Genomic DNA, 22,632 nt, shown 5'->3' with positions numbered 1-22,632 from the left:
GTCCCCCGTCACACAGGGCGTCATGGACGGATCGACTGCGTGTGCCGGAATACGTTCAGCGGGTCCCAGTACCGCTTGATCTCCTGCAGTTTCGCGTAGGCGTCCTTGTAGTAGAGCGTCTCCGACGACTGGTCCGAGCCGTTCCAGCGCTCGTCGTCCAGGTCGGTGTCCGGATACCCGATGTAACAACCGTCCGTGACATCACCGCCGGCGACGGGGACGCCGCCCGTCCCGGCGAACGTCGCCTTGTAGGTGTCGCGGATCCACGCGAGGTGGGCGTCCTCCTGAGGATCGTGCCTCGTCCAGTAGACCTGGTACTGGAGCTTCAGGATGGAGTCGCGCTGCCGCACCGCCGTGTCGTGCAGAGGGCGGTTGACCGCGCCGCCATAGGAGTCGACCTGGATGAGCGCCTGCTTGTTCACGTAGTCGGTGTACTCCTCATTGCCGAGGTAGGCCCACATCGCGTCGATCTGCTGCCCGGTGAACGGCTTCCTGAGGTAGGCGGACTTGTACTTCCCGCAGCGGTTCTCCCCGCTCGCGTTCAGCGCCTGGGTGGCCGTAAGCCACGGCATCACCCTGGGAATGTCCATGTGGACGAAATGCTCGCCCATCACCGACCGCATCTTCGTCGCCGCCGGGCCGATCCGGCCGTCCACCGCCTCGATGAAGTCGGTCATCGCCTGCGGCCCGTCGGAGTCGTCCACGTCGACCTGCGCCAGCAGCCCGATCTGGCCGTTGCTGACATGGTTGAGCTTGAGGAGAGCGAACAGCTTGCCTGGCGCCGTGGACGCGTCCTGATGGTCGCGGAAGTACTCGCCGTACGCGGTCACGAGCGCGGTGAACTCGTCCTTGGTGAAGTCCTCCCAGTCCCAGGCGAGGGCGGTCAGCAGGACCTGTTTCGGCGGTTCGGGCAGCCCCCGGAACCAGAACCTCGTGACGACACCGAAGTTCCCGCCCCCTCCCCCGGCGTGCGCCCACAGCAAGTCCCGTAGGCGCTCGTCCTTGTCGTCCCGCCTGGCCACCACGAGCTTGACCGTCTTGTCGGCCCTGACCACCGCCACCTCGACCGCGTAGAGGTAATCGACGGTGAGCCCGTGCTGCCGGGACAGCAGCCCGAACCCGCCCGCCGGGATGTGCCCGCCGAGCCCCACCGAGTAGCAGGAGCCACCGGGCAGCGTCTTCCCGCTGAGCGGATACAGGTGGCTGTAGACGTGCCAGTTCGTCGCCCCCGCCCCGACGCAGTACGCCTGCATGTCGCCGTCGTACGAAACTCCGTACATGGGGCTGACGTCCAGGATCACCCGCACGTCCTTGCCGCAGACGAAGTCCTCGTAGCAGTGGCCGCCGGCCCTCGCCGTGATCCGCGTCCGCTCCGGGTCCGCCGGGGCCTCGTTCACCGCCTCCTCCAGCGCCGCCCGCACCTCCCCGGGCGTCCGCACCAGCCGCACGTACTCCGGCTCGGCGATCCACCGCTGGTTGAACCCCCGGCTCAGCGCCGGATAGCGCTTGTCACCGGGCCGGACCACGGTCGTGGGCAGTGTCGAGGTCTCACTCATCGATTGCATCGCCTCCGCGTCGCAGACCACCAGCGCGAAGGACCCTTCCCCACCAACCCCGCACCGCAATCGATCAGTAACCCGCTGTTATCTTCTCGGCTAGGGCGACTCCGATCGCTGCCAGAGCATTTCCACGCCCAGCACGATGGCGCACACCACCCCCACAGACCCGGGGACGGCCACGAGCGCCACATGGATCGGGCTGCTCTCGTCCGGGAAGAACAGGTCCGTCCACCCCAGGGCCAGAGCCAGAGCCGTGGCGATGCCGCCGATCCGGGACGACCATTCGAAAAGGTGCGCATGCCACGGCTTCGAGCCCACTGCATTCCTCGAACGCACATCAATGCTGAAAAAGATCAGCAAAACGGCGAGGAATGAAATCAAACTGACCATATCGGCCGACGGCATCTGGCGCACACCGCGATCCTAGAGAAGAACGCGCGGAGACGGAGTACCGCCAGATCCGGGCTCATTGATCCGATATCTCCAGGAGGCGCTGACGGAGGACGTAGCCGTCCGTCGCCCTTATGAAGACGTCATCGCCCCGGACCGCCATCCAGATGGGGCGGTCCGGATCGGCGATGATGCCGAACGCCGGGAACTCGCGCCTCAGTTCGGCGAGATAGGCCGACGCGCTGGGCCGCCATGCCCGGTAGGTGAGGGCGTTCAAGCGGGGGCTCCCAGGTATCCCTTGATCATCACCAGAGCGTCGGTGATGCGCTCGGATTCGGCGATCGGCTGCTGCCAGGAAGTGAAGAACCAGTAGCGGTTCCCGTCCTCTTCGTGCGGCCGGCAGGTGACGGTGTCGCCCGCGACTCCTTGGGCCCCGCAGCACGTCCGTGCGGTGGACGTCGTGTTACGGACGACCAGCCCTCCGGCCACATGGTGCGTCGTGAAGCCGTGCGCCCTCAGGTGTATTTCCAGCGCTTTGAGCCGCACGTACGACTCGACGGCCGGGGACTCGTGCTCGGGAATGCTCACGGCCGCCTCCGCGTGGACTCGGCCAGGGCGATCCGCTCGGACAACCGGGTCTGCGCATCGCAGAGCAGCCACAGTTCGCCCTCGTCCTGCGCCCGCACCTCGCCCAGGCAGCCGTTGAGCACCTGGTATTCGCTCAGGCCGGAGACCCGCTGCGCACGGAAACCGCCGTCCGATCGCTCACCTTCCCAATCGGACATGAGGGGCAATTGCCCTGTCTTCCCATAATTATTTGATACCGACCTCTTAGGCATCTTGGGGACCTCGTTGTCTGTCGTTGCGCCGAAAAGCTTGCGAACAGACTCATGGTCCGGGTTAAAGTGCGCCAGTGACCTTTCCATACCACCGGTCAATCTGAGCCAAGATCAACTCAACCGGCCCCTCGCTGGTTAACCCCCCGGAGGCTCCAAATGGCTGAAAATCGAGCACGCATCTTCTTCGGCACGGAACTCCGCCGCATGCGGGACGAGGCCAAGATCACGGGAAAGGAACTGGCGGACGCGCTCGGCTGTACGCCCCAGTGGATCAGCACCATGGAGAGCGGCCGCAAAATCTCTGAGCAGAGCGCACACGACCTCGACACCTACTTCAAAACCGGAGGTATGTACTACCGCCTCTGGAAGCTCGCCAAGGAGATCGAGGTCGAGTTGGTGCTCCCATCCGGCTTTCCGGAGTATCTGGAGTACGAGAGAAAAGCCACGACCTACCGAATATACTGCGCCCTACTAGTCAACGGCCTATTCCAGACCGAGGACTACACACGCTCGATTCTCACCACTACCGACGGGACCAACGCGTCGGAGTTGGCGGCGAAGCGTATGGAACGGCAGTCGATCCTCACTCGCGACAATGCTCCGCACATCTGGATGGTCCTGGATGAGGCCGTGCTGCGCCGATCGATAGGAGGCCCGGAGATCATGCGAGAGCAACTTGATTTCCTTCTCGCCGCCTCAGAGCGAGTTAACACGATGCTTCAGGTCATCCCATACAGTTCGGGGTACCACGCAGGACTTGAAGGTGAATTCACGATCCTGGGCTTCGACGACGGCCTGAACCTGGCCTATACCGAGTCTGCGGGCGAAGGGCTCTTGATCGAGAAACCTGTCCGTGTGCGAGACAAGGTCGTACGCTGGGATCTACTCCGCGGACACGCGCTCCCCATCGAGGAGTCACGGGCCATGATTAGAACGGTAATGGAGAGCCTATGAAGGGCATGCCCAGCGTCCACTGGCGCAAAAGTAGCCACAGCGGCCACAGCGGCGGCAACTGTGTCGAGGTAGCAGGTCTCTGGCGCAAGAGCAGGTACAGCGGTCACGAGGGTGGCGAGTGCGTCGAGGTGGCGGGCCTCTCCCCCATGGTCGGCGTTCGGGACTCCAAGGATCCGGACGGGCCGAAGTTGACCTTCAGTGCCTCGGCCTGGGCGGCGTTCGCCCGTTCGGTCAAGAGCAGCGAGCACGACCTCACCTGACCTCCCGCCCCCCGCTCGACTTCACGAGCCCTCGGCCAGATGCGGCCGGGGGCTCGTCGCGTTGAGGTCTTGCCATGCGCGGCCAGCACCGTCCACCGACCCGGATAACAGGCTCCGGCACCGATGAAGGCCGCGAAAACTCCGCAGTATCTCCCTTTTCGTATCGCCGTCTTGCCAGCCGAGATGAGGCCGTTCGGATTGCCTCTTGACCTGCGCACCAGGGCACGGTTACTTTCTCTCCCGCGCCGCATACCCGGTTACCGAAGGCAGAAGGAATGGTTGCGCGAATGGCGCCGCGCATTCCCGATAACCGGACCGTCCGGGGAACTGGGTCTGCAATTCACCGGATCGGACGCCAGCCGCGGAGTGGACGGCACGGTCAAGTTCACCGTGTACGAGAACGGCAACTGGACTCTCTCCGCGAACGCCGACAATTCCAATATCATCGGCTGATCGCTCGCCCACGTAGCCTCTGCGGGGCCGCCGGCCCGGTAGTGCCAGGCCCTCCCCCGCCTTGGCCCGACCGGGCCAAGGGCTCGTTCCGTCGCGTCCGAAGCCCCTCCCCTCGCCCGTGTCCACCCGGACCCTGCGCCCCCTCGCTGCCCGCGACCGCAAGCCGACCACGCCGGGTCGCCGCCGTCACCCACGACGCCATCGTCCTGGACCAGCGGCAGGTGGCCGCCACGGCCCCGCACGTCCGCGGCCCCCGGCGTCATGGCCGCCCTGCGCATCGTGGCCATCGCCATCCACCGCAGATGGGCTGGACCTACCACGCACTCCAGCTACCCGGTCTAGCCGCGTGAGAACGCATCCGCCCTGCCGCCTCGGCGCGGACGCCGAGCCCGAGGGTCGGTGACCTGCGGTGAAGCAGCACTGAAGCGGACCTGAAAGCGCCCTGGGTCTTAATCGGGGTGGTCGATCCAAAGAGGTAGACCCGAGGGAGGCACGAAAAGCAATGATCACAAAGATCGAAAAGCTCGGCGACCGGCTGCTCAGCCTGGTGGTCCCCCGCGCGACCGCGTCCGCCATCTGCTCCTGCAAGTGGCTCGGGGCCTGCACCCGCACCACAGACGAGTGGCGCTGCATCTACGGCATGTACGCGTTCAGAACATGCTGCTACGCCAACCCGTGCCAGGCCACGGCCTGTCTACCGGACTGATCGACGGCGCGGAGACCGGTCTGAGCAGGCCGCACCTTGACGTTGCTTGGCGAGCACGTGTCCCCGAGTGATGTCGCCCAAGCCGTGTCACTCAATGGCTGTCTCGAGCGGTGGAGTTCCTGCTTCGGCCGCTTCGCCGGCCGCGGAGAGGATCTTCGATGGGTTACGTCGTGCTGGCTTGCCGCTGCATGCTCGGATTGGTGTTCGTCGCCTCGGTCATGGGCAAGGTGCGCGGCCGGGGAGCGTTCGCCGGCTTCGTGAGGGCCACCGGTCGGCTGGGACCCGGATGGGTGGTCTCCCGGGTCCCGGCCGGCGTGCTGGCCGGTGGTGTGCTCGCCGCCGAGGCGGCGGTGCCGGTGCTACTGGTGCTCCCCGAGACGGCGCGGGCGGGTTTCGTCCTCGCCGGCCTCCTCGCGCTGGCCTTCACCGTGACCGTCATGGCCGCGCTTCGGCGCCGGGACCGCGCACCTTGCAACTGCTTCGGCGCATCGACGCGTCCGGTCGGCGGCGTGCACCTGGTCCGGAACGTCGTCTTGGCCGTTTCGGCCGCTCTCGGGCTGGCCGCCGGCGCGGCGGCGGGGCCGCTGGAGCCGGCGGGTGTGGTCGCCGCCATGGTCGCCGGCGTTGTGGCCGCCGCCGTCATGGTGACCTCCGACGACCTCGCCGACCTGTTCCGGCCCGGTGTCGCTCCCCACGACTACCGTCCCACGAAAGGATTACTGCGATGATGCCCATCGTTGCCGCGCTGGCCCTTCTCGCTCTCGCGGTCTGCCTGCTGGACCTGGTGTTCACCCTCGGTGTGATCCGGCGGCTCCGCCACCACACCGAGCTGATCTCGACTCTGTCGGGGGCAATGCCCAGCGGGATGCTCGCGGAGGGCGAGACCGCCGGCCCGTTCGAGGCCGTGGCCACCACGGGCGAGCCGGTGTCCCGGGGCCGGCTGTCCGGCCGAACCCTGGTCGGCGTGTTCACGCCGCGCTGCCCCGCCTGCGAGGAGAAGCTGCCCGCTTTCGTCGAATCCGCCGCGACGTTCCCCGGCGGACGCGACCAGGTGATCGCCGTCGTCGTCGGAGAGTCCGAGGACGACACGGCCCCCTACCGCGAACGGCTGGAGCCGGTCGCCCGCGTCGTCACCGAACCGCCGATGACCGGCGAGATCAGCTCGGCGCTGGAGGTGAACGGCTTTCCCAGCTTCGGTGTTCTCGACCAGTCCGGAACCGTGGTCGGCACCGGTCTGGAGCCGGCACGACCGGCCGCCACCGCCGGGGTGTGACCATCGCCATGCGCGACACCCTCGGCGGAGTCCGCACCGGGGCCAGGGCCGGTGCCACCAGGATCGGGCACGCTCTGGCCCTGGCGTGGCACGCCGGCCGGTACCTGATCCTCGGCTACGGGGCGCTGCAACTGGTGGCGGCGGTGGTGCCGGTCGCGGTGGCGTTGCTGACCAAACTGGCGCTCGACGCGATAGTGGGCCGGTCCGTCAGCGGGTCGGTTCTGGCCTGGGTGGGCGGCGGCCTCCTGGCCGCCGGGATGGCGGCCGCCGTACTGCCGCACCTGTCCGGCTACCTTCGGCAAGAGCTCGAGCGTCGGGTCGGCCTGACCGCCCAGGACCGGCTTTTCGCGGCCACCGAACGGCTGCCCGGCCTGGCCAGGTTCGAGAATCCGGAGTTCCTGGACCGGTTGACGCTGGCACAGGCGGCCGGCGGCAGCGCGCCCGGCGGGGTGGTGTTCGCCGTGCTGGCCGTCTGCCGGACCGCGATCACCATCGTCGGCTTTCTCGGGTCGCTGCTGGTGATCAGCGGATGGCTGACGCTGGCGGCGCTGCTCGTGGCCGTCCCCGCGCTGGCCGCCGAGTTGTACCTGTCCCGGCTCCGCGCGGCGATGATGTGGCGGATCAGCCCGATGGAGCGGCGAGAGATCTTCTTCCAGCGGCTGCTGAGCAGCGTGCAGGCCGCCAAGGAACTGCGCTTGTTCGGGACCGCCCGCCACTTCCGTGAGCTGATGACCGCGCAGCGGCGCGACGCCAACGCGCAACGGCGCCGGATGGACCGGCGCGACCTGGCGATCCAGTCCGGCCTGGGAGCACTAGCCGCCGCCATCGCCGGAGCCAGCCTGATGTGGGCGCTGTTCTCCGCCCGAGCCGGAAACCTTACCGCCGGCGACATACCGCTGCTCATCGCATCCGTGGCCGGGGTCCAAGGCGCCACGATCGCCCTCGTAGGGGAGATGACGCAGGCCAACCATCAACTGCTGCTCTTCGACCACTACCTCACCATCACCACGAGCGAGCCCGACCTGCCGGTACCCGTCCAGCCACGCGCGGCCGCGCCGCTGCGTCGCGGCATCGAGGTACGCGGGGTGTGGTTCCGCTACTCGCCGGAGCATCCCTGGGCACTGCGCGACGTGAACCTCACCATTCCGTACGGCCACTCCGTGGCCCTGGTGGGCCGCAACGGAGCCGGAAAGAGCACACTGGTCAAGCTGCTGTGCCGGTTCTACGACCCCGAGCACGGCGCGATCCTCTGGGACGGGGTGGATCTGCGCGACATGGACCCGGCCGAGCTGCGATGGCGGATCGGCGTGGTTTTCCAGGACTACATGGAGTACGACCTGACAGCGGCCGACAACATCGGGCTCGGCGACGTCCACAACCGTGGCCTGGACCGCGTGCGGGCCGCCGCACGCAGAGCCGGGATACACGACGCGCTGAGCGCGTTGCCCCGCGGCTACGACACGCTGCTGTCGCGACGGTTCTTCGCCGAAGGCGACACGGAACAGGACGGTACTGACCCGGAGATCGGTGTCACCCTGTCCGGGGGCCAGTGGCAGCGGATGGCGCTGGCTCGCGCGTTCCTGCGCGACCAGCGTGACCTGCTCATCCTCGACGAGCCCAGTTCCGGCCTGGACGCCGAGGCCGAGCACGAGATCCACACCCGGCTGCGCGAGCACCGCGCGGGAGGGACCAGCCTGCTGATCTCGCACCGGCTGGCAGCCGTCCGCGACGCCGACCTGCTGGTCGTAGTCGACAACGGACAGACCGTCGAACAGGGCACCCACGCAGAGTTGATGGCGACCGGCGGCACGTACGCCCACCTGTTCACGCTGCAGGCGACCGGCTACCAGCCGGCCCCGGCCGAAGAGGTGGCCGCGCCGTGATCCAAACTGCCCTCGCCGCCGGGACCGCGCTCGCCGCGACCGCCGCGCTCATCGCCTGGCTGCACCGCCACCTCCTCGTGATCGACGTGAGCGGCCCGAGCATGGAACCCACGCTCTACGGGGGCGACCGCGTCCTGGTGCGACGCAGAACGCTGCGGCACGTCCGCGCCGGCGACATCGTCGTCGCCCGCAGCGCCGGACACCTCCAGTCCAGCCCTTCGCCCGGCACCACCGCACGCGCGAGCCGGCACCCAGCCGGCCACGCCTGGATGATCAAAAGGGTGGCGGCCGTGCCGGGCGACCCAGTGCCCGCATCCCTGGCCGCCACGCTCTCGACCACCCCCGGCACCCCCGTACCCGACGGCCGCATGCTGGTCCTCGGCGACAACACCCGGGTCAGCACCGACTCCCGCTACTTCGGCTACGTGTCTGGAGACGGCGTCCTCGGCGTCGTCGTACGCCACCTACGGCCTCGGGACGAAGCATCTGGCAGAGCGCGTTAAGGAGCGCCGCTGCGGTGCGACCAGTCGGCACCCCGTGCTGGACGACCGCAACAGGCTTCCTGCTCGCCGCACCGAGATCGCCACGCCCCGGGACGAGGCAGAAGACATCGCGTCCTACGGGGGCGCACCACGATCCCGGCAAAGCCGAACGCCACGGCGCCCGGATCGCCGCGTCGCCGCGTCCCCGGACTTTCCGCCACGAGGCGGCCGTCACCGACCTGTGTAGAACAGGTACTTACGGCCATTGATCAGCTTCTCGGATGGCATTTACTTCGATGAGCCATCGCCCGCCCGGGGGTGCTCATCCGATGTCCGCCGATGCCGTGACCCCGGCGGGGTGGGAACCGGGGTCACGGGTCGGAGACCGGGCGGGCTGACGTCGGGCCCGCCCGGTCACCGGGGGTCAGGCCGCGGCGAAGTCGTACGTCGCGGTGACGGTGGCGGAGCCCGGGCACAGCCAGCCGCTGGTCTTGTTGACCTTCTGGTTGGCGAACGTGGCGGAGACCGGGAGGTCCGTGCCGCTGAAGCTGCCGGACAGGTTGCCGCCGTAGGTGCAGCCGATGGCGCTCATCGAGAAGCCGTTGAGGGTCGCGACTCCGTTGTTGAGGCTGCCGGACCACGGCAGGTTGTTGGGCGTGACCGTGACACCGCAGCCGCTGACCGAGGCCGAGGTGATGGTGAGGTTGCCGTTGGCGTCGATGGTGCCGGTCAGCGTCGAGCCGGTGCACTCGGCGGGGATGCCGGCGTTGATGACCATCGTGCCGTTGAGCGTGGCGGTGAAGTTACCGGCCGTCCACGCCATAGCGGGGGTGGCGGTGACGGCGACGGTGAGGGCTGCCGCGGCGGTGGTCGATGCGATCGCGGCCAGCTTCTTCGTGGTGCGGGACAAGGTAGTCCTCATTTCGAACGGTGGGCGTCGCGCCTGCACCCGAAGGAACGGGGTGGGAGCCCTTCGACCCATGCGGCACCGCGCCCGTGGCCAATGGACGGCGGGGCGTCATGTTTCGAGGACGGGAGCCGGAGCAGCCGTGTCCGCATCGACACGGGCCCCAACGAGTAGAACGCGTTCTATTAAGAAGGTAAGCAAAGGCGACGGCCTGGTCAATACCCAGACAAAATATCCGGTATTCCGGTCACAACTCGGCCGTAAATGCCGATACGAGACGTCCATAAATCGACCTCGCGAGCTCGATGCCCCGGCGGGGACGGTCACGCTCCGCACGCCGGGCGGACCCGGTCCGAAACCCCCCGGCACCAGGGTGGGAACCGTCCCGGATGAGAACCTGTTTCAGCCTGAACAGCGCATCTCGATGGTCCATTGAAATTTCACATCGGCGTCGATTGATCTGAACCGGAGCCGCCGCGACCCGCCCCACGGGAACCCTGGCCTGGCATTTCACGCCTCCGGCGGAGGATTTCCGCCGATGGGCCGCGCGGGCGGCCGGCCATTGTCAAGCGTTCCGTTCCCGTTCATGGTGACGGCACCCCCAGCGCCCGTGCGCTTCCTTCAGGCATCCCGCAAGGCGATCGCCGGGCGCGCAGCACGAATGCAGGTATCCGATGAACAGTGCACGGAAACTGTGCTCCCTCCTCACGATCCCGTCGGCGCTCGCCCTCGTCCTGGCCTTCGCCCCCGCGGCCGCGGCCGCCCCGGCCCCGGACGCCGCCGCGCAGTACGTGGTGACCGGTCCCGGCACCGCCCAGCAGCGCACCGAGGTGGCGCGGACCGGGGCGGCGATCGACGACGTCCGGACGGGCGAGCTCTCGGTCACCGCCATCCCGGCGGAGGTGCGGGCGATCCGGAGACTCGGCTACTCGGTGCGGTCCGCGCCCTCGGCGGCCCCGGCCCCGGTCGAGACCAAGGCCGCGACGTCGTACCACACGTACGCCGAGATGCGGCAGAACGTCGACTCCGTCGTCGCCGCGTACCCGCAGATCGCGCGGCAGTTCGTCGCGGGCAGGTCGTACCAGGGGCGCGACATCGTCGGCGTGAAGATCAGCGACAACGTGGCGGTGGACGAGAACGAGCCCGAGGTGCTCATCATCGCCAACATCCACGCGCGCGAGCGGCTCACCGCCGAGCAGGCGCTCGACTACATCGGGCAGCTCACCAGCGGGTACGCGGGCAACAGCCGCATCAGGAACCTGGTGAACGGGCGCGAGATCTACATCATGCCCATGGTGAACCCGGACGGCCAGGTCTACGACATGACCAGCGACACCTCCGCCGGCCGGATGTGGCGCAAGAACCGCCAGCCCAACTCGACGTCGACGGGCACGGACCTCAACCGCAACTTCGCCTACCGGTGGGGGTGCTGCGGCGGCTCGTCCGGCAGCGGCTCCAGCCAGACCTACCGCGGCACCCGCGCGGAGTCGGCCCCCGAGACCAAGGTGATCGCCGACTTCGTGCGGAGCCGGGTCGTGGGCGGCCGGCAGCAGATCAAGATGTTCCTGGACGTCCACTCCGAGGCCGAGCTGGTGCTGTGGCCGTTCGGCTACACCTACAACAACACCGTCCCCGGGACGATGACCGCCGACGACGAGCTGGCCCACCGCACGATCGGCCGTGAGCTGGCCTCGACGAACGGGTTCACCCCGGAGCAGTCCAGCGACCTGTACATCACCGACGGCACGACCATCGACTGGACGTGGGGCCAGTACCGCATCTTCTCGTACACGTTCGAGCTGGGCGGAGGCAGCTTCTACCCGCCGCCGTCCGCGATCGACCGGGAGGTCCAGCGGAGTCGCGAGGCCCTGCTGCGGCTGACCGACTACGCCGACTGCCCCTACCGGGCGATCGGCAAGCAGGCCCAGTACTGCGCCGCCTGACGTCCCGGATCATGACGCCGCGGACATGAGAGGACCGGCGGGCGGTCGCCGCCCGCCGGTCCGGCAGATGCGAAAGAGCGAGACTTCAGCTGACGGCTCCGTGCTGCGATAGCCCTCCTTCCGGTCGTCCTTCCTCATGACGTACGCGCACCAGGCCGCCTCGCGGAGGTGCGCGCTGCCGCCGCATCGGGAGACCGCTCCCGACGGGCCGGCCCGCGCGCCGCGCGACACGCGCCGGCGGGCACGAGAACGGGATATATCGCCACGGTCGCCCGGTGGGCGGTGTCCAGGGAGGTGCGGGCGGCCCGAGCCGGACGGGCGGTCCGCCGAAGGACGCCGCGACCAGGGCGTCGAACTCCTCCCTCAGCCACCGGCCGTCGGCGCAGATCAGCTCTGCGAACTCGCGGTCCACCCGCCGCGGCACGAGGCGCTGCAACTCGATCACTCCCCTGGAACCCTCCGCGCGTTCACCAGGTCATCGACCGATACACCTTTCCTATACCCACATAGACAGAAGCGTGTCAAGTGCATCCGTACAGATGCTTGACAGCCGACTAGAGGTAACCTACAGTCCAAGTTGCAAGTTCTCTTCTGTGGCGATCAGGCCCCCGGGCCGTCCCGCGGCCCGGGACATCTTCGGAGGTGAGGCATCATGCTGCTGACGTCGATCGACCCGTTCGTGCAGGAGTTCGAGCGCCAGGTCGACCGGGTGTTCCGCCAGGCGACCGCCAACGGGCACGGCGCGGGCATGCCGATGGACGGCATCCGGCGCGCCGACGACGTCGTCCTGCGGTTCGACCTGCCCGGGATCGACCCCGACTCCATCGACGTCACCGTCGACCGCGACATCCTGACCGTGAGCGCGCGCCGCGACGAGGAGATCGGCGAGCAGGAGCGGCCGTTCGTCCGCGAGCGGCTGATGGGCTCCTTCACCCGCAGGGTCCACCTCCCCGAGCACCTGGACGCCGACGCCATCGAGGCCGCCTACGACAACGGCGTCCTCGCGATCCGCATCCCGGTGCTGGAGAAGGCCAAGCCCCGCAAGGTCGCCATCCAGACCGGCCGCGGCCGCAAGGCGCTCAAGAGCTGACCGGAGCATCCGGCGGCGGATCACCGCGGCCCGGTCCCGGGCATCACCGGGGCGGGGCCGCGGTCCCGTCCGGCGGAGGCAGAAGAAGGAGTGCGCGTGAAGCTGCCCATGGACGACGAGCACGCGGCCCTGTTCACCGTGGGGCAGGTCGCCGACATGCTCGACGTGCAGCAGGCGTTCCTGCGCCGCATCGACCAGCACCAGGTCGTCTCGCCGCGCCGGTCGGCCGGGGGCCAGCGCCGCTACAGCCGGCACGAGATCGGCCGCATCCAGCAGGTCGTGACCATGATGGACGAGGGCATGACGCTGCCGGCGATCCGCCGCATCATCGAGCTCCAGCACGACCTCGCCAAGGTGACCCGGGAGCGCGACGAGCTCACCCGCCGCCTGGACGCCCTGGGCTCCGGCCCCGGGGACCGGGCCTGACCGGCCGGTAACGTGGGACGGGCAGAGCAAGCGCAACGTTCAGCCGAGCTCCCGGGAGGTGACCCCGCGATGACGGCCCCCACGCTCATCCTGCGCAAGACGCGCACAGCCGCGGACTACGTCCACACCCGCACCCGCAACGCCGAGACACGCGAAAGGGCGGCGGCCGTCCTGCACGTCCTGGCCGGTGTCCACGCCGCCGGCGACGTGGCCGCCCCGGCGTCGCTCCGCGACCTGGTGGCGGCCGTCGGCGACTGCGCGGGACCGGAATGGCTGCAGGCGCACGCCGACGACCCGGACGTCCGCCGCCTCGCGGCCCTCCTCCAAGCGCCGGACCTGATCCCCGGCGACCCGGAGGAACTGGACGAACTCCTGGCCACGGTGCTCTGGACCCGCCACGGCCCGCAGCCCGCGACGGCCTGAGCCCGGCCGGGACAAAGATCGGCAGACCTTTACCGCGCGGATGACGTCGCGGGCGCGGGCGTCACCCGGCGTCCGGAACACGGACGCGAACTTTGATCAGCCGAAACGTTCGCGGAGGGCCGGGAGGAGATCGGCCTCCGCCCACGTGCGGAAGTCCTTCTGGTGCTCGGCCCCCGACTGGCAGATCGCCAGGTGGGTGAACCCCGCGTCCGCGAACTTCCGGACGGCCTCGACGTAGTCGTCCACGTTGTCGCCGCACGGGACGGACTCGGCGACGTCCTCGGGACGGACGGTCCGCACCGCGGCCTCGAAGTTCACCGGGCCCGGAAGCTCGGCCATCACCTTCCACCCCGGAGCCGAGAACCTCCAGATCCGGTGCGCGCGCTCCCTGCACTCGTCGAGGTCGGTCCCGTAGGAGACGGGGAGCTGCCCGTAGACGGGCTTGCCCGCGCCGCCCTCCGCGTGGAACAGGTCCACGGTCTCCTTGACGGGCTGGTCGGAGATGAGCAGGTCGCCGTGCTCCGCGGCCAGCCGCCCGGCGCGCGGGCCGAAGCCGGCGATCCCGATCGGGACGGGCCGGTCCGGCAGGTCGTACAGCTTCGCGGAGTCGACGGTGAAGTGCCGGCCCCGGTAGTTGACGTAGTCTCCGCCGAACAGCGCCCGGATGATCTCGACGGCCTCCGCGAACATCTCGTGCCGGACGTCCACCGACGGCCAGCCGCGGCCGACGACGTGCTCGTTGAGGTTCTCGCCGGCGCCGAGCCCCAGCGTGAACCGCCCGTCCGACAGGACGCCCATCGTGGCGGCCTTCTGCGCCACCACGGCCGGGTGGTAGCGCATGATCGGGGCCGTCACCTGCGTCATCAGGGGGATGCGGTGGGTGGCCTGGGCCAGCGCGCCCAGCACCGACCAGGCGTAGGCGGAGTGGCCCTGGTCCTCCAGCCACGGGAAGTAGTGGTCGGAGACGGCCGAGTAGTCGAAGCCCGCCTCCTCCGCCTCCACCACGTCGGCCACGAGCTGCTTGGGCGGTGTCTGCTCGCAGAGCAGTGTGTATCCGAATTCCATGCAGGCCCGCATACCCGCCCCCGCGCGCTGAACCGTCGCGGTGCCGCAAGCCCCGTCCCGCAGCGCATCGAGGCGCTGACGCCCCCTCCCGCGGGCGTCCCGCGAGCCTCCCGTAAGCGACAAAACCGCTGGACAAGGGGATCTTGGCTACTCCCAGTGAGGTCTGCTATACGTAGAGCTACCCGCCTCTGTCCGGAGGCGGGAAAGGGACATCCGGTATCCACCTTGAGATCCGGGCGTGACAAGGAAGAAAAGGAACCACATGAAGTCCTACACCTACACCGAGCTCGAGACGCTGACCGGCGAGGTCCTGCCGGAGCGCGCCGTTCTGTCCACCCTGCTCGCCGGCGGCGGCCACGGCGGTGGCGGCGGCGCCATCGTCGTCCCGAACTGCCAGGCCGTGACGGCCGTCAACCACGGCCTCCTGGGCATCGTGAACCCGGCGACCAACAGCTCGTCGATCGCCTGCGCCGGCAGCACCGTGGTCGCGGGCGGCTGACCGAGGAGTCGGTACCGCGGGCTCGCGCCCGCAACGGAAGGGCTGGTGTTCTCCCGCCAGCCCTTCCTCCTCTCCCGCGGGAAGTCGTGGTCGGCGGCGGCCGAGCGCGCCGCGCGTCCCCTCCGGGGGACACGGTGAAACCGCTGGCAGGCCCATGCTTGGCTACTCCAGGTGAGGTCTGCTATACGTAGAGCTACCTGCTTCTGACCGGAGGCGGGAAAAGGGACATCCGGTATCCACCGTGAGATCCGGGCACGACCAAGAAGAGGAATGACATGAAGTCGTACACCTACACCGAGCTCGAGATGCTGACCGGCGAGGTCCTGCCGGAGCGCGCCGTTCTGTCCACCCTTCTCGCCGGTGGCGGCAACGGCGGCGGCGCCATCGTCGCGCCGAACTGCCAGGCCGTGACGGCCGTCAACCACGGCCTGCTGGGCATCGTCAACCCGGCGACCAACAGCTCGTCGATGGCCTGCGCCGGCAGCACGGTGGCCGCGGGCAGCTGACGGCTGACCGAAGAGCAGTACCGCGGGCTCGCGCCCGCACGGAAGGGCTGGTGTTCTCCCGCCAGCCCTTCCCCCTCTTTCCGGACGATCTGAAGGCGAACCCATGAGCCAGACGACCCCTCACAAGCTCAGCTACGCGGACCTCGACCGGCTGTCGGGCGAGGTCCTTCCCGGACGGCTAGTGCTGTCGTCCGCCGGCGGCGGAGGCGGCGGCGGCACCGACGCGGTGTACGCCTGCCAGTACTGGCACTCGGCGGGAACGTCCGGCCTCCTCGGCACGGGTCTGCTGGCCCAGCCGGAAGAGACGACGCTGAGCTGCATTCCCGTCTCCGTCCACCACGACTCATGAGCACCCCCGCCGACCAGGCCGTCGACGAGGCCGGCGTTCCGAAGTCCCTCGCCTTCCCGGCCCTCGCCGAGGGCGCGGAACTCGTCGGCGAGTTCAAGAACTCCGGCTACCGGGAGCCGCCCCAGCTCGTGTGCCTCCCCAACCGGCAGCTCGTCAGGCTGCCGCCGCTGCTGTTCCTCGTCGCCAAGGCGCTGCACGACCACCGCGACCTGGCCGAGACGCGGGACGTCCCCGCGGCGCTCGAAACGGTCGCCGCCACGGTCAGCGAGGAGGCGGGCGCCCGGCTGACCGCCGAGCAGGTCGTCTACCTCGTCGACCGCAAGCTCGCGCCGCTCGGCGTCACCGGCTACACCGACGGCACGTCGCCGCCCCTGGTCAAGGCGAATCCATTTCTCGGCCTGAAGTTCAAGGTCGCGGTGTGCCCGGAGCGGGTCACCTGGTTCATCGCCGGGCTGTTCAGCTGGCTGTTCCGGCCGGTGATCGTCGCGGTCACGGTCGCCGCCGTCATCGGGTGCGAGGTCTGGCTGCTCACCAGCCGGTCGATCGCGGAGGCGTTCCAGCAGACCCTGCTCGTCCCGGTGAGCATCCTGATGATCATGGGGCTGGGGGTGCTGTCGTGCGTCTTCCACGAGTTCGGGCACGCCGCCGCCTGCCGGTACGGCGGCGTCCGCCCCGGGGTCATGGGCTGCGGGATCTACCTCGTGTGGCCCGCGTTCTACACCGACATCACCGAGTCGTACCGGCTCGGCCGCGCCGGGCGGCTGCGCGCCGACCTCGCCGGGGTGTACTTCAACGGCATCTTCGTCCTCGGGCTCGCGGGGCTGTACCTGTGGACGGGGTTCGAGCCGCTGCTCGTCGCCGTGCTGTTCGTCAACTTCGAGATGATCCAGCAGCTGCTGCCGACGCTCCGGTTCGACGGCTACTACATCATGTCGGACCTGATCGGCATCCCCGACCTGTTCAAGTACATCGGGCCGATCCTGCGCCGCAAGCTGCTGCGCCGCCCGGCCGACCCGAAGCTCCAGGAGCTCAAGCGCTGGCCGCAGATCTTCGTCACGGTCTGGGTGCTGACGGTGGTGCCGCTGCTGGTGTTCCAGCTCGGCCTCATCACGACGCAGATCCCGAACCTGGTCGCCAAGGACTGGATGATGATCCGCGGCCTGGCCACGGCGGCGTCGAACGGGGCGAGCCCGCTCGTGCTGGTCACCTCCGGCCTGCAGATCATCCTGCTCATCCTGCCGCTGCTGGGCGTGCTGCTCATCCTCTACATGGCGGCCCGCTGGCTGGTGCGGCAGGCCGTCCGGTACGTCAACGGCCCGGTCTCCGAGCCGGTGGCGGACTCCTGAGTTCCCACCCCCGGGTTCCGACGTGCGCCGGGCGCCCCTCGCGGGCGCCCGGCGCACCGTTTTCCAACGGCCGGTAATGCATTTTATACGCTTTATAGAAGAAGCTTCGAAAGCACGGACAACGGGAACCTACTCCGAGTAAGTAGTGAGCACGACCCGTCCCGTAACCTGCCGAGCACGATCATCACCGGGCACATCCCCGCCCGAAGGCGACCGGAATCGAGGGCGATTCCGCGTCCGCACATCAGCCGCACGACGGCACCCCCCCCTTTTCGAAGGCCGGCGTACCCTGTCCGGCCTTTCTCGAAAGGCCTCGCATTGCTTCACCGCGTCGCCGCCGCCGCATGCGCGGCGGCCCTCGCCCTGCTCGCCCTGCTCGTCCCCGCCCCGACCGTGGATCGTTCCACCGCCCTGGCCGGCACCGGACCCGAGGTCGTCGCCGAGACGTCCGTCGCGTCCCGCACCGTGGACCTGACCATCGAATCCCCCGCCATGGGCCGCATCGAGAAGGTCCGGCTCCTCCTCCCGCCGGGATGGACGAAGGACACCGACCGGACCTGGCCCACCCTCTGGCTCTTGCACGGCGGAGTCGACGGCTACACGGCCTGGACGCGCGATACCGACGTCGCCGAACTGACCGCCCGCACGGGCGTCATCGTCGTCATGCCGAACGGCGGGCGCTGCGGCAACTACTCCGACTGGTGGAACTACGGAGAAGGCGGAACGCCCCAATGGGAGACGTTCCACATGACCGAACTCCGCCGCATTCTCGAACGCGACTACAACGCCGGGCAACGGCGCGTGATCGCCGGGAATTCCATGGGCGGTCTCGGCGCGATGCTCTACGCGGCGCGCTTCCCCGGCATGTTCGAGGCCGCCGCCGCGTTCAGCGGATACCTCGACACGCTCCTCGGCCACGAGCCGGGGAAGAACTCGACCGGCTGGGGTCCGGCGCTCGCGTGCCCCGGCACCGACTGGCGCCGCGTGTGGGGGCACCCCGACGACCAGGCCGCGATCTGGCGCGCGCACAACCCCGCCGACCTCGCCGAGCGGCTGCGCGGCGTCCGGCTGTGGGTGGCCAGCGGCAACGGCAAGGCCGGGCCGCTCGGCGGGCTCCCGCTCACCGACCCGGTCGAGGCCGCGACCCGCGACCACGCCCGCTCGTTCACCGGACGGCTGCGCGACCGGGGCATCCCCGTCACCACCCGCTTCTACGACGGCCAGCACGACTGGCCGTACTGGGAGCGCGAGCTGCACAAGGCGTACCCGATGCTCCTGCAGTCCCTCGGCCTCCCCCCACCCCGTTGACTTGCGGCGTGTTGTTGTTATGGAGCGTTGCATAACAACAACACGCCGCAAGTCAACGAATCGGGTGGGGTTCAGGTTTGGCGCAACGCGTCCATTGCGTCCTCGCCGGTGCCCAGCGGACCGTTCCACTCGACCAGCAGGACGGTGGCGTCGTCGTCCAGGTGACCGGCGTGGTGGTCGAGGATGCTGTGGATGAGCCGCCGCAGCGTCTCGGGGACGGGCATCCCGTCCTGCTCGTGGCGGATGATGAAGTCGACGAAGCGGTGGAGGCCGAACTCCCGTTTCTGCGGGTCGCGGGCCTCCACGATCCCGTCGGTGTAGAACAGGACCCGGTCGCCCGGCTGGAGCTGCTCGGTGCACAGCTTCGGGACGACGCCGAGGTCGGTGCCGAGCGGGGCCCCGGGCCGGCAGTCCAGGGTGGTCACCCACCGCCCGCCGCGGATGACGGCCGGCTCGGGATGCCCGTACGAGGCCCACGACAGGGCGCCCGACCGGAGGTCGAGCTCCGCCAGCACGGCCGTCACGAAACGCCCGGAGCCGTCGTGCCGGACGAGTTCCTCCTCGATCGCCTGGCCCGTCTCCAGGATCCCGGCGCCCCGCAGCCTGCTGCTGCGCCACGCAGCGATCGCGAGAGCGGACGTCAGGCCCGCGGTGGTGTCGTGGCCCATGGCGTCGAAGACGCCGAGGTGGACGGTCTCGCCCGCCAGCGCGTAGTCGAACGTGTCACCGCCCAGCTGGTAGGCGGGCTCCAGGGCCGCGCCGATCACCACCTGGTCGTTGGCGAACGTCATCGGCGGCAGCAGCCGCCACTGGATCTCCGCCGACACGGTCATCGGCCGGGTCCGTATCAGCCGGGAATAGGAGTCGCTGTAGGGGCCCTTGCTGACGACCAGCAGGGCCACGAGGCCGGCCAGGTACTCGGCGTCGTCCAGGGCCTGCTCGTCGTCCCGGCCGACGGTGACGCGGAGGACCCCGATCCGCTCGGCCCCGTCGAGGATCGGCATCCACCACTGGCAGCGCCCGTCGTCGGACACCTGGCCCTTCACCGGCCGCATGGTCCGGAACGCCCGGCCGGGGAGCGTGCCCTCGACCTTGTACTCGGGAGTCTCGTCGCCGGGGTCCTGCCCCGCGTCGTGCCCGCGTCCGGTGAGCAGCCGCAGGACCGTCTGCTGCACGTCCGAGGCGTAGATCAGCACGTCGTGCAGGCCGGAGTCGGCGGCGTGCCGGGCGACGGCGCCCGGCAGTTGCTCCATGGACATCAGGTGGCTGGCCGCCACGAGCTCTCTCAGCATCGGTTCGCCGTCCTAGGCCGTCCGTTCGTTCGGCACCGTCCGTTCGCTCGGCACCGTTCCGCCCTTCCGTTACCCGGTTGGACGTCTCCCATGTGGCCCGCGGTCCGAGCCGGGCCACACGTAGGGCAGGTCGTCCGGCGTGCCGGGGAAGAGGGCGCCGTAGAACTCGGGGTCCTTGCGGACGAGGGCCGACCGGTGGCTCAGGTGGAACTCGGCGTCGCCCAGCCAGGGCGGCAGCTCCCCGGCGCCGGCGAGCTCCTCCTGGTTCCGCGGCCGCCGCACGCCCGTCGCCCCTTCGAGGTCGGCGCGCAGCGTCGCCGCGCACGTGTCGCCGTGGCCGAGCTCGCACCAGTGGCCGCAGACCTCCAGGCCGTAGCGGACGAGGGCCTCCTCGTACCCCGTCCACATCAGCGCCGCCGGGTGGTGCCGCCAGCCGTAATCGGGCACGGTCACGGCGCGCAGCACCTGGATCGCCTCGACCCGCTGCTTGCCGAGCCGGCGCCGGTCGAGGGCGCGGGCGGTGGCGGCGAAGTCCGCGTACGGCAGGAACGTCTGCACGCCCGTCCCCTACCCGGGAGCGCGCGGCTGAGCGTCGAGGGATCGCAAAGCCGGGGACCCGGTGCGGATCAGCTCCGGGCGGGGGACGGGCCGCCGGGCAGCGCCGCGGCGATCTCGGGTTTCAGCAGGTCGCGGACGCTCGCGTACGACGCGCCGAAGCTGAGGTTCGCGCAGCCGTCGCTTCCGCCCGACAGATGGGCGATCCGGAACTCGCCCGGGGTGAAGAACGCGTTGAGGAAGGGCGGGTCGGTGTCCCTGCCAGGCACGGTGGGCGCCTTCCTGGGGAAGAAGTCGGCGACCTCGAACCGCCCGTCGGGGCTGCAGTCCTCCCACCGGGGCTCGGTCGGCGCCCGCTGCTCGACGCTCGACTGGAGCCGGCGCACGCCCGCGGCCGTCAGCGCGCCGGGACGGAACACGTCGGCCGCGGTGAGCCTGCGTCCGGTGCGCAGGTCGACGGTGACGACCTCGCCGCCGGGCGACCCGTCCGCCTGCCCGCACCAGTCGGAGAGCTGGAAGTACCGGACGGACACCAGCCGCGGACCGCGCACCCCGAGCGTCGTCTCGGTGCCGATCTCCATGGGCCTGCCCGCGGGGCAGGGCGCCTGGCGGACGCCCCGCCGCGCGATCTCGATGAGCCGGTCCAGCGGGCCGCGCAGCTCGGCGTTGATCCGCCGCTCCAGGGCCGGGTCGCCCAAGCCGGTGACCCTGGCGTACCGCGCGTTCTGAATCTCGATCGGCACCGGGCCGCCGGTGAGCGTCCGGCTGTCCGCGGCCAGCGTCACGACCGGGGCGGGCGGGGGCTCGGCGTCGTCCTGCACCGCGTAGATCGCGCCGCCCGCCGTCGCGGCGACCACGGCGGTGCCGGCGACCGCCATCGTCCCCTTCCCGGCCGCCGTGGCGAGGAATCCCTTGCTCACCGACGCCCCCACGGTGCCGGCGGAGGCCCCGCCGCCCGTCCCGGCCGCGCCCGCCGCGCCGGCGGTGGACGCGCCGGCCGCCCCTGCGGCACCGGCCCCGGCGGGGGCGACCGCGAGCGCGCCGAGCGGGAACAGCGCAGCCAGCGCGACCGCGGCGGCGGCCAGCGCGCGGACGCCGCGGCGCTCCCAGTCGCTCCCGTACGCGGCGGCCGCGGCGGACTCCAGCCACGTGACGAACTCCGCCGCGCCCGGGGGCCGCTCCCCCGGGTCCTTCGCCATCCCGCGCTGGACGAGCGGGCGCAGCGGCTCGGGCACGCCGGCCACGTCGACGGGCGCGGTGAGGTGCCCGTTCATCAGCGCGGCCCGGTCCGCCGCGGGGAACGGGCGGCGCCCGGTCACGCACTCGACGAACACGCACGTCGCGGCGTACACGTCGGTGGCGGGCGTGGCGGCCTCGCCGCGCCACTGCTCGGGCGCCATGTAGAGCGGCGTCCCGGCGGCCGAGCCCTGCCCGGCCAGGACGGCGACGCCGAAGTCGACGAGCTTGCTCAGCCCGTCGGGCCGCACGACGACGTTCGCCGGCTTGTAGTCGCGGTGGACGACCCCGACGGCGTGCGCGGCGGCGAGCCCGAGCAGCGACCCCTTCAGCACGAGCAGCGCCGCCTCCGGCGCCAGCGACCCGTGCTCGCGCAGCACCTCCTTGAGCGACGCCCCGTTGACCGCCTCCATCACGATCGCCGCGCCGTGCTCGCTCTCCACGAACCGGAACAGGCGCGCCACGTACGGGCTGGTCAGCCGGCCGAGCATCTGCGCCTCGGCCCGCAACCCGGCGACGGCCGCGGCGTCCGCCCGCCCTAGGTACTTGATCGCGACCGGTGCGCCGGACGCGGTGTGCCGGGCGAGGACGACCCGCCCCTGCGCACCGCGGCCCAGCTCGCGGTCCTCGGTGAACTCCGCCAGCCGCCATTCCATCCCGGCCACCCCCGTGGGTCTGCACACGCGCTGCTCATGATCGAACCTCACCGGTCGGTGACGCTCCCGCGCGCCGAAAGGTTCGCGGAAACGCGCCCCCGGCGCCACCCCCTTGGCGGGGCCGCCGGAGGGCCGGGTGAGATGGACCACACCTCCGGCGGCGGGCGCGCGCGTCCGGGACCGTTCGAAGTCACAGGTCACGGGCCCGGCCTATCGGTTTCTGACAACCACC

Annotated in this window: 27 protein-coding genes; 17 read left to right on the top strand and 10 right to left on the bottom strand. The window is 70.0% G+C overall.

Features of this window, described 5'->3' with window-relative positions:
- Window positions 1-20: 20 nt before the first annotated feature.
- The 5 genes from IEZ03_RS25935 to IEZ03_RS25915 all read right to left on the bottom strand — a co-directional run bounded on the left by IEZ03_RS25935 (window position 21) and on the right by IEZ03_RS25915 (window position 2,734).
- The gene (locus IEZ03_RS25935) at window positions 21-1,556 is read right to left on the bottom strand and encodes an FAD-binding oxidoreductase (RefSeq protein WP_184887477.1); all 1,536 of its coding nucleotides are present in this window, start codon (window positions 1,554-1,556) and stop codon (window positions 21-23) included.
- Window positions 1,557-1,655: 99 nt separating this feature from the next.
- Window positions 1,656-1,973, bottom strand: a complete 318-nt coding sequence (locus IEZ03_RS25930) for a hypothetical protein (protein ID WP_221480856.1) — start codon at window positions 1,971-1,973, stop codon at window positions 1,656-1,658.
- Window positions 1,974-2,025: 52 nt separating this feature from the next.
- Complete coding sequence (locus IEZ03_RS25925; protein ID WP_184887479.1) at window positions 2,026-2,226, bottom strand: hypothetical protein; 201 nt, start codon at window positions 2,224-2,226, stop codon at window positions 2,026-2,028.
- Window positions 2,223-2,537 carry a hypothetical protein gene (locus IEZ03_RS25920; protein ID WP_184887481.1) on the bottom strand — a complete coding sequence of 105 codons (315 nt, stop codon included), beginning with the start codon at window positions 2,535-2,537 and terminating at the stop codon, window positions 2,223-2,225. Before IEZ03_RS25920 ends, IEZ03_RS25925 begins: the two co-directional genes overlap by 4 nt.
- Window positions 2,534-2,734: a hypothetical protein gene (locus tag IEZ03_RS25915; protein WP_184887483.1), complete on the bottom strand. Its 201-nt coding sequence runs from the start codon at window positions 2,732-2,734 to the stop codon at window positions 2,534-2,536. The genes IEZ03_RS25920 and IEZ03_RS25915 overlap by 4 nt, the downstream gene beginning before the upstream one ends.
- 210 nt (window positions 2,735-2,944) lie before the next feature.
- Between IEZ03_RS25915 and IEZ03_RS25910 the strand changes: the two genes are divergently transcribed.
- The 8 genes from IEZ03_RS25910 to IEZ03_RS25875 all read left to right on the top strand — a co-directional run bounded on the left by IEZ03_RS25910 (window position 2,945) and on the right by IEZ03_RS25875 (window position 8,820).
- The gene (locus IEZ03_RS25910; protein ID WP_184887484.1) at window positions 2,945-3,742 is read left to right on the top strand and encodes a helix-turn-helix domain-containing protein; all 798 of its coding nucleotides are present in this window, start codon (window positions 2,945-2,947) and stop codon (window positions 3,740-3,742) included.
- Window positions 3,739-4,002 carry a DUF397 domain-containing protein gene (locus IEZ03_RS25905; RefSeq protein ID WP_308427995.1) on the top strand — a complete coding sequence of 88 codons (264 nt, stop codon included), beginning with the start codon at window positions 3,739-3,741 and terminating at the stop codon, window positions 4,000-4,002. The genes IEZ03_RS25910 and IEZ03_RS25905 overlap by 4 nt, the downstream gene beginning before the upstream one ends.
- Before the next feature lie 123 nt (window positions 4,003-4,125).
- Window positions 4,126-4,455, top strand: a complete 330-nt coding sequence (locus IEZ03_RS25900; protein ID WP_184887487.1) for a hypothetical protein — start codon at window positions 4,126-4,128, stop codon at window positions 4,453-4,455.
- A gap of 502 nt (window positions 4,456-4,957) precedes the next feature.
- Window positions 4,958-5,161 (top strand): hypothetical protein, encoded by a 204-nt coding sequence (locus IEZ03_RS25895; protein ID WP_184887489.1) that lies wholly within the window; start codon window positions 4,958-4,960, stop codon window positions 5,159-5,161.
- A 158-nt stretch (window positions 5,162-5,319) separates the two neighbouring features.
- Window positions 5,320-5,889: a MauE/DoxX family redox-associated membrane protein gene (locus IEZ03_RS25890; RefSeq protein ID WP_184887491.1), complete on the top strand. Its 570-nt coding sequence runs from the start codon at window positions 5,320-5,322 to the stop codon at window positions 5,887-5,889.
- Window positions 5,886-6,434 (top strand): TlpA family protein disulfide reductase, encoded by a 549-nt coding sequence (locus IEZ03_RS25885; RefSeq protein ID WP_184887493.1) that lies wholly within the window; start codon window positions 5,886-5,888, stop codon window positions 6,432-6,434. The genes IEZ03_RS25890 and IEZ03_RS25885 overlap by 4 nt, the downstream gene beginning before the upstream one ends.
- The gene (locus IEZ03_RS25880; RefSeq protein ID WP_229808581.1) at window positions 6,431-8,317 is read left to right on the top strand and encodes an ABC transporter ATP-binding protein; all 1,887 of its coding nucleotides are present in this window, start codon (window positions 6,431-6,433) and stop codon (window positions 8,315-8,317) included. The genes IEZ03_RS25885 and IEZ03_RS25880 overlap by 4 nt, the downstream gene beginning before the upstream one ends.
- On the top strand, window positions 8,314-8,820 hold the full coding sequence (locus tag IEZ03_RS25875; RefSeq protein WP_268248558.1) for a S26 family signal peptidase: 507 nt from the start codon (window positions 8,314-8,316) through the stop codon (window positions 8,818-8,820). The genes IEZ03_RS25880 and IEZ03_RS25875 overlap by 4 nt, the downstream gene beginning before the upstream one ends.
- A 403-nt stretch (window positions 8,821-9,223) precedes the next feature.
- Here the strand turns inward: IEZ03_RS25875 and IEZ03_RS25870 are convergent, their stop codons facing one another.
- The gene (locus tag IEZ03_RS25870; RefSeq protein ID WP_184887495.1) at window positions 9,224-9,709 is read right to left on the bottom strand and encodes a PraA/PraB family alkane oxidation protein activator; all 486 of its coding nucleotides are present in this window, start codon (window positions 9,707-9,709) and stop codon (window positions 9,224-9,226) included.
- Between the two features lie 671 nt (window positions 9,710-10,380).
- On the opposite strand from IEZ03_RS25870, the gene IEZ03_RS25865 reads away from it, so the two are divergent.
- From IEZ03_RS25865 to IEZ03_RS25850, 4 genes are all read left to right on the top strand, one after another.
- On the top strand, window positions 10,381-11,649 hold the full coding sequence (locus IEZ03_RS25865) for a M14 family metallopeptidase (protein WP_184887497.1): 1,269 nt from the start codon (window positions 10,381-10,383) through the stop codon (window positions 11,647-11,649).
- A gap of 652 nt (window positions 11,650-12,301) precedes the next feature.
- The gene (locus IEZ03_RS25860) at window positions 12,302-12,739 is read left to right on the top strand and encodes an Hsp20/alpha crystallin family protein (protein ID WP_184887499.1); all 438 of its coding nucleotides are present in this window, start codon (window positions 12,302-12,304) and stop codon (window positions 12,737-12,739) included.
- A gap of 96 nt (window positions 12,740-12,835) precedes the next feature.
- On the top strand, window positions 12,836-13,165 hold the full coding sequence (locus IEZ03_RS25855; protein ID WP_229808580.1) for a MerR family transcriptional regulator: 330 nt from the start codon (window positions 12,836-12,838) through the stop codon (window positions 13,163-13,165).
- 69 nt (window positions 13,166-13,234) lie between these two features.
- Window positions 13,235-13,588: a hypothetical protein gene (locus IEZ03_RS25850; RefSeq protein WP_184887501.1), complete on the top strand. Its 354-nt coding sequence runs from the start codon at window positions 13,235-13,237 to the stop codon at window positions 13,586-13,588.
- Window positions 13,589-13,684: 96 nt separating this feature from the next.
- On the opposite strand, the gene IEZ03_RS25845 is transcribed toward IEZ03_RS25850, so the two are convergent.
- Window positions 13,685-14,653 carry a TIGR03557 family F420-dependent LLM class oxidoreductase gene (locus IEZ03_RS25845; RefSeq protein ID WP_184887503.1) on the bottom strand — a complete coding sequence of 323 codons (969 nt, stop codon included), beginning with the start codon at window positions 14,651-14,653 and terminating at the stop codon, window positions 13,685-13,687.
- A gap of 262 nt (window positions 14,654-14,915) precedes the next feature.
- On the opposite strand from IEZ03_RS25845, the gene IEZ03_RS25840 reads away from it, so the two are divergent.
- The 5 genes from IEZ03_RS25840 (at window position 14,916) to IEZ03_RS25820 (ending at window position 18,661) form a co-directional block, all read left to right on the top strand.
- Window positions 14,916-15,152 carry a hypothetical protein gene (locus IEZ03_RS25840; protein ID WP_132045830.1) on the top strand — a complete coding sequence of 79 codons (237 nt, stop codon included), beginning with the start codon at window positions 14,916-14,918 and terminating at the stop codon, window positions 15,150-15,152.
- A gap of 275 nt (window positions 15,153-15,427) precedes the next feature.
- Entirely contained in the window at window positions 15,428-15,658 is a 231-nt protein-coding gene (locus IEZ03_RS25835) for a hypothetical protein (RefSeq protein ID WP_132045829.1), read from the top strand.
- A gap of 103 nt (window positions 15,659-15,761) precedes the next feature.
- Window positions 15,762-16,007: a hypothetical protein gene (locus tag IEZ03_RS25830; RefSeq protein ID WP_132045827.1), complete on the top strand. Its 246-nt coding sequence runs from the start codon at window positions 15,762-15,764 to the stop codon at window positions 16,005-16,007.
- On the top strand, window positions 16,004-17,353 hold the full coding sequence (locus IEZ03_RS25825) for a zinc metalloprotease (RefSeq protein ID WP_132045825.1): 1,350 nt from the start codon (window positions 16,004-16,006) through the stop codon (window positions 17,351-17,353). Before IEZ03_RS25830 ends, IEZ03_RS25825 begins: the two co-directional genes overlap by 4 nt.
- A 318-nt stretch (window positions 17,354-17,671) precedes the next feature.
- Window positions 17,672-18,661, top strand: coding sequence for an alpha/beta hydrolase (locus tag IEZ03_RS25820; protein ID WP_184887504.1), 990 nt, complete (start codon window positions 17,672-17,674; stop codon window positions 18,659-18,661).
- A gap of 71 nt (window positions 18,662-18,732) precedes the next feature.
- Here IEZ03_RS25820 and IEZ03_RS25815 read toward each other — a convergent pair whose 3' ends face one another.
- From IEZ03_RS25815 to IEZ03_RS25805, 3 genes are all read right to left on the bottom strand, one after another.
- Window positions 18,733-19,953: a PP2C family protein-serine/threonine phosphatase gene (locus IEZ03_RS25815; protein WP_132045821.1), complete on the bottom strand. Its 1,221-nt coding sequence runs from the start codon at window positions 19,951-19,953 to the stop codon at window positions 18,733-18,735.
- 69 nt (window positions 19,954-20,022) lie between these two features.
- Window positions 20,023-20,511, bottom strand: coding sequence for an MSMEG_6728 family protein (locus tag IEZ03_RS25810; RefSeq protein ID WP_132045819.1), 489 nt, complete (start codon window positions 20,509-20,511; stop codon window positions 20,023-20,025).
- 68 nt (window positions 20,512-20,579) lie between these two features.
- The gene (locus IEZ03_RS25805) at window positions 20,580-22,400 is read right to left on the bottom strand and encodes a serine/threonine-protein kinase (RefSeq protein ID WP_184887506.1); all 1,821 of its coding nucleotides are present in this window, start codon (window positions 22,398-22,400) and stop codon (window positions 20,580-20,582) included.
- Window positions 22,401-22,632 lie beyond the last annotated feature (232 nt).

The organism is Actinomadura livida (assembly GCF_014648675.1).
GTDB classification, from domain to species: Bacteria; Actinomycetota; Actinomycetes; order Streptosporangiales; family Streptosporangiaceae; genus Spirillospora; species Spirillospora livida.
Note: the sequence above shows the minus strand (reverse complement) of the source record. Positions and strands in the feature narration are given on the sequence as shown.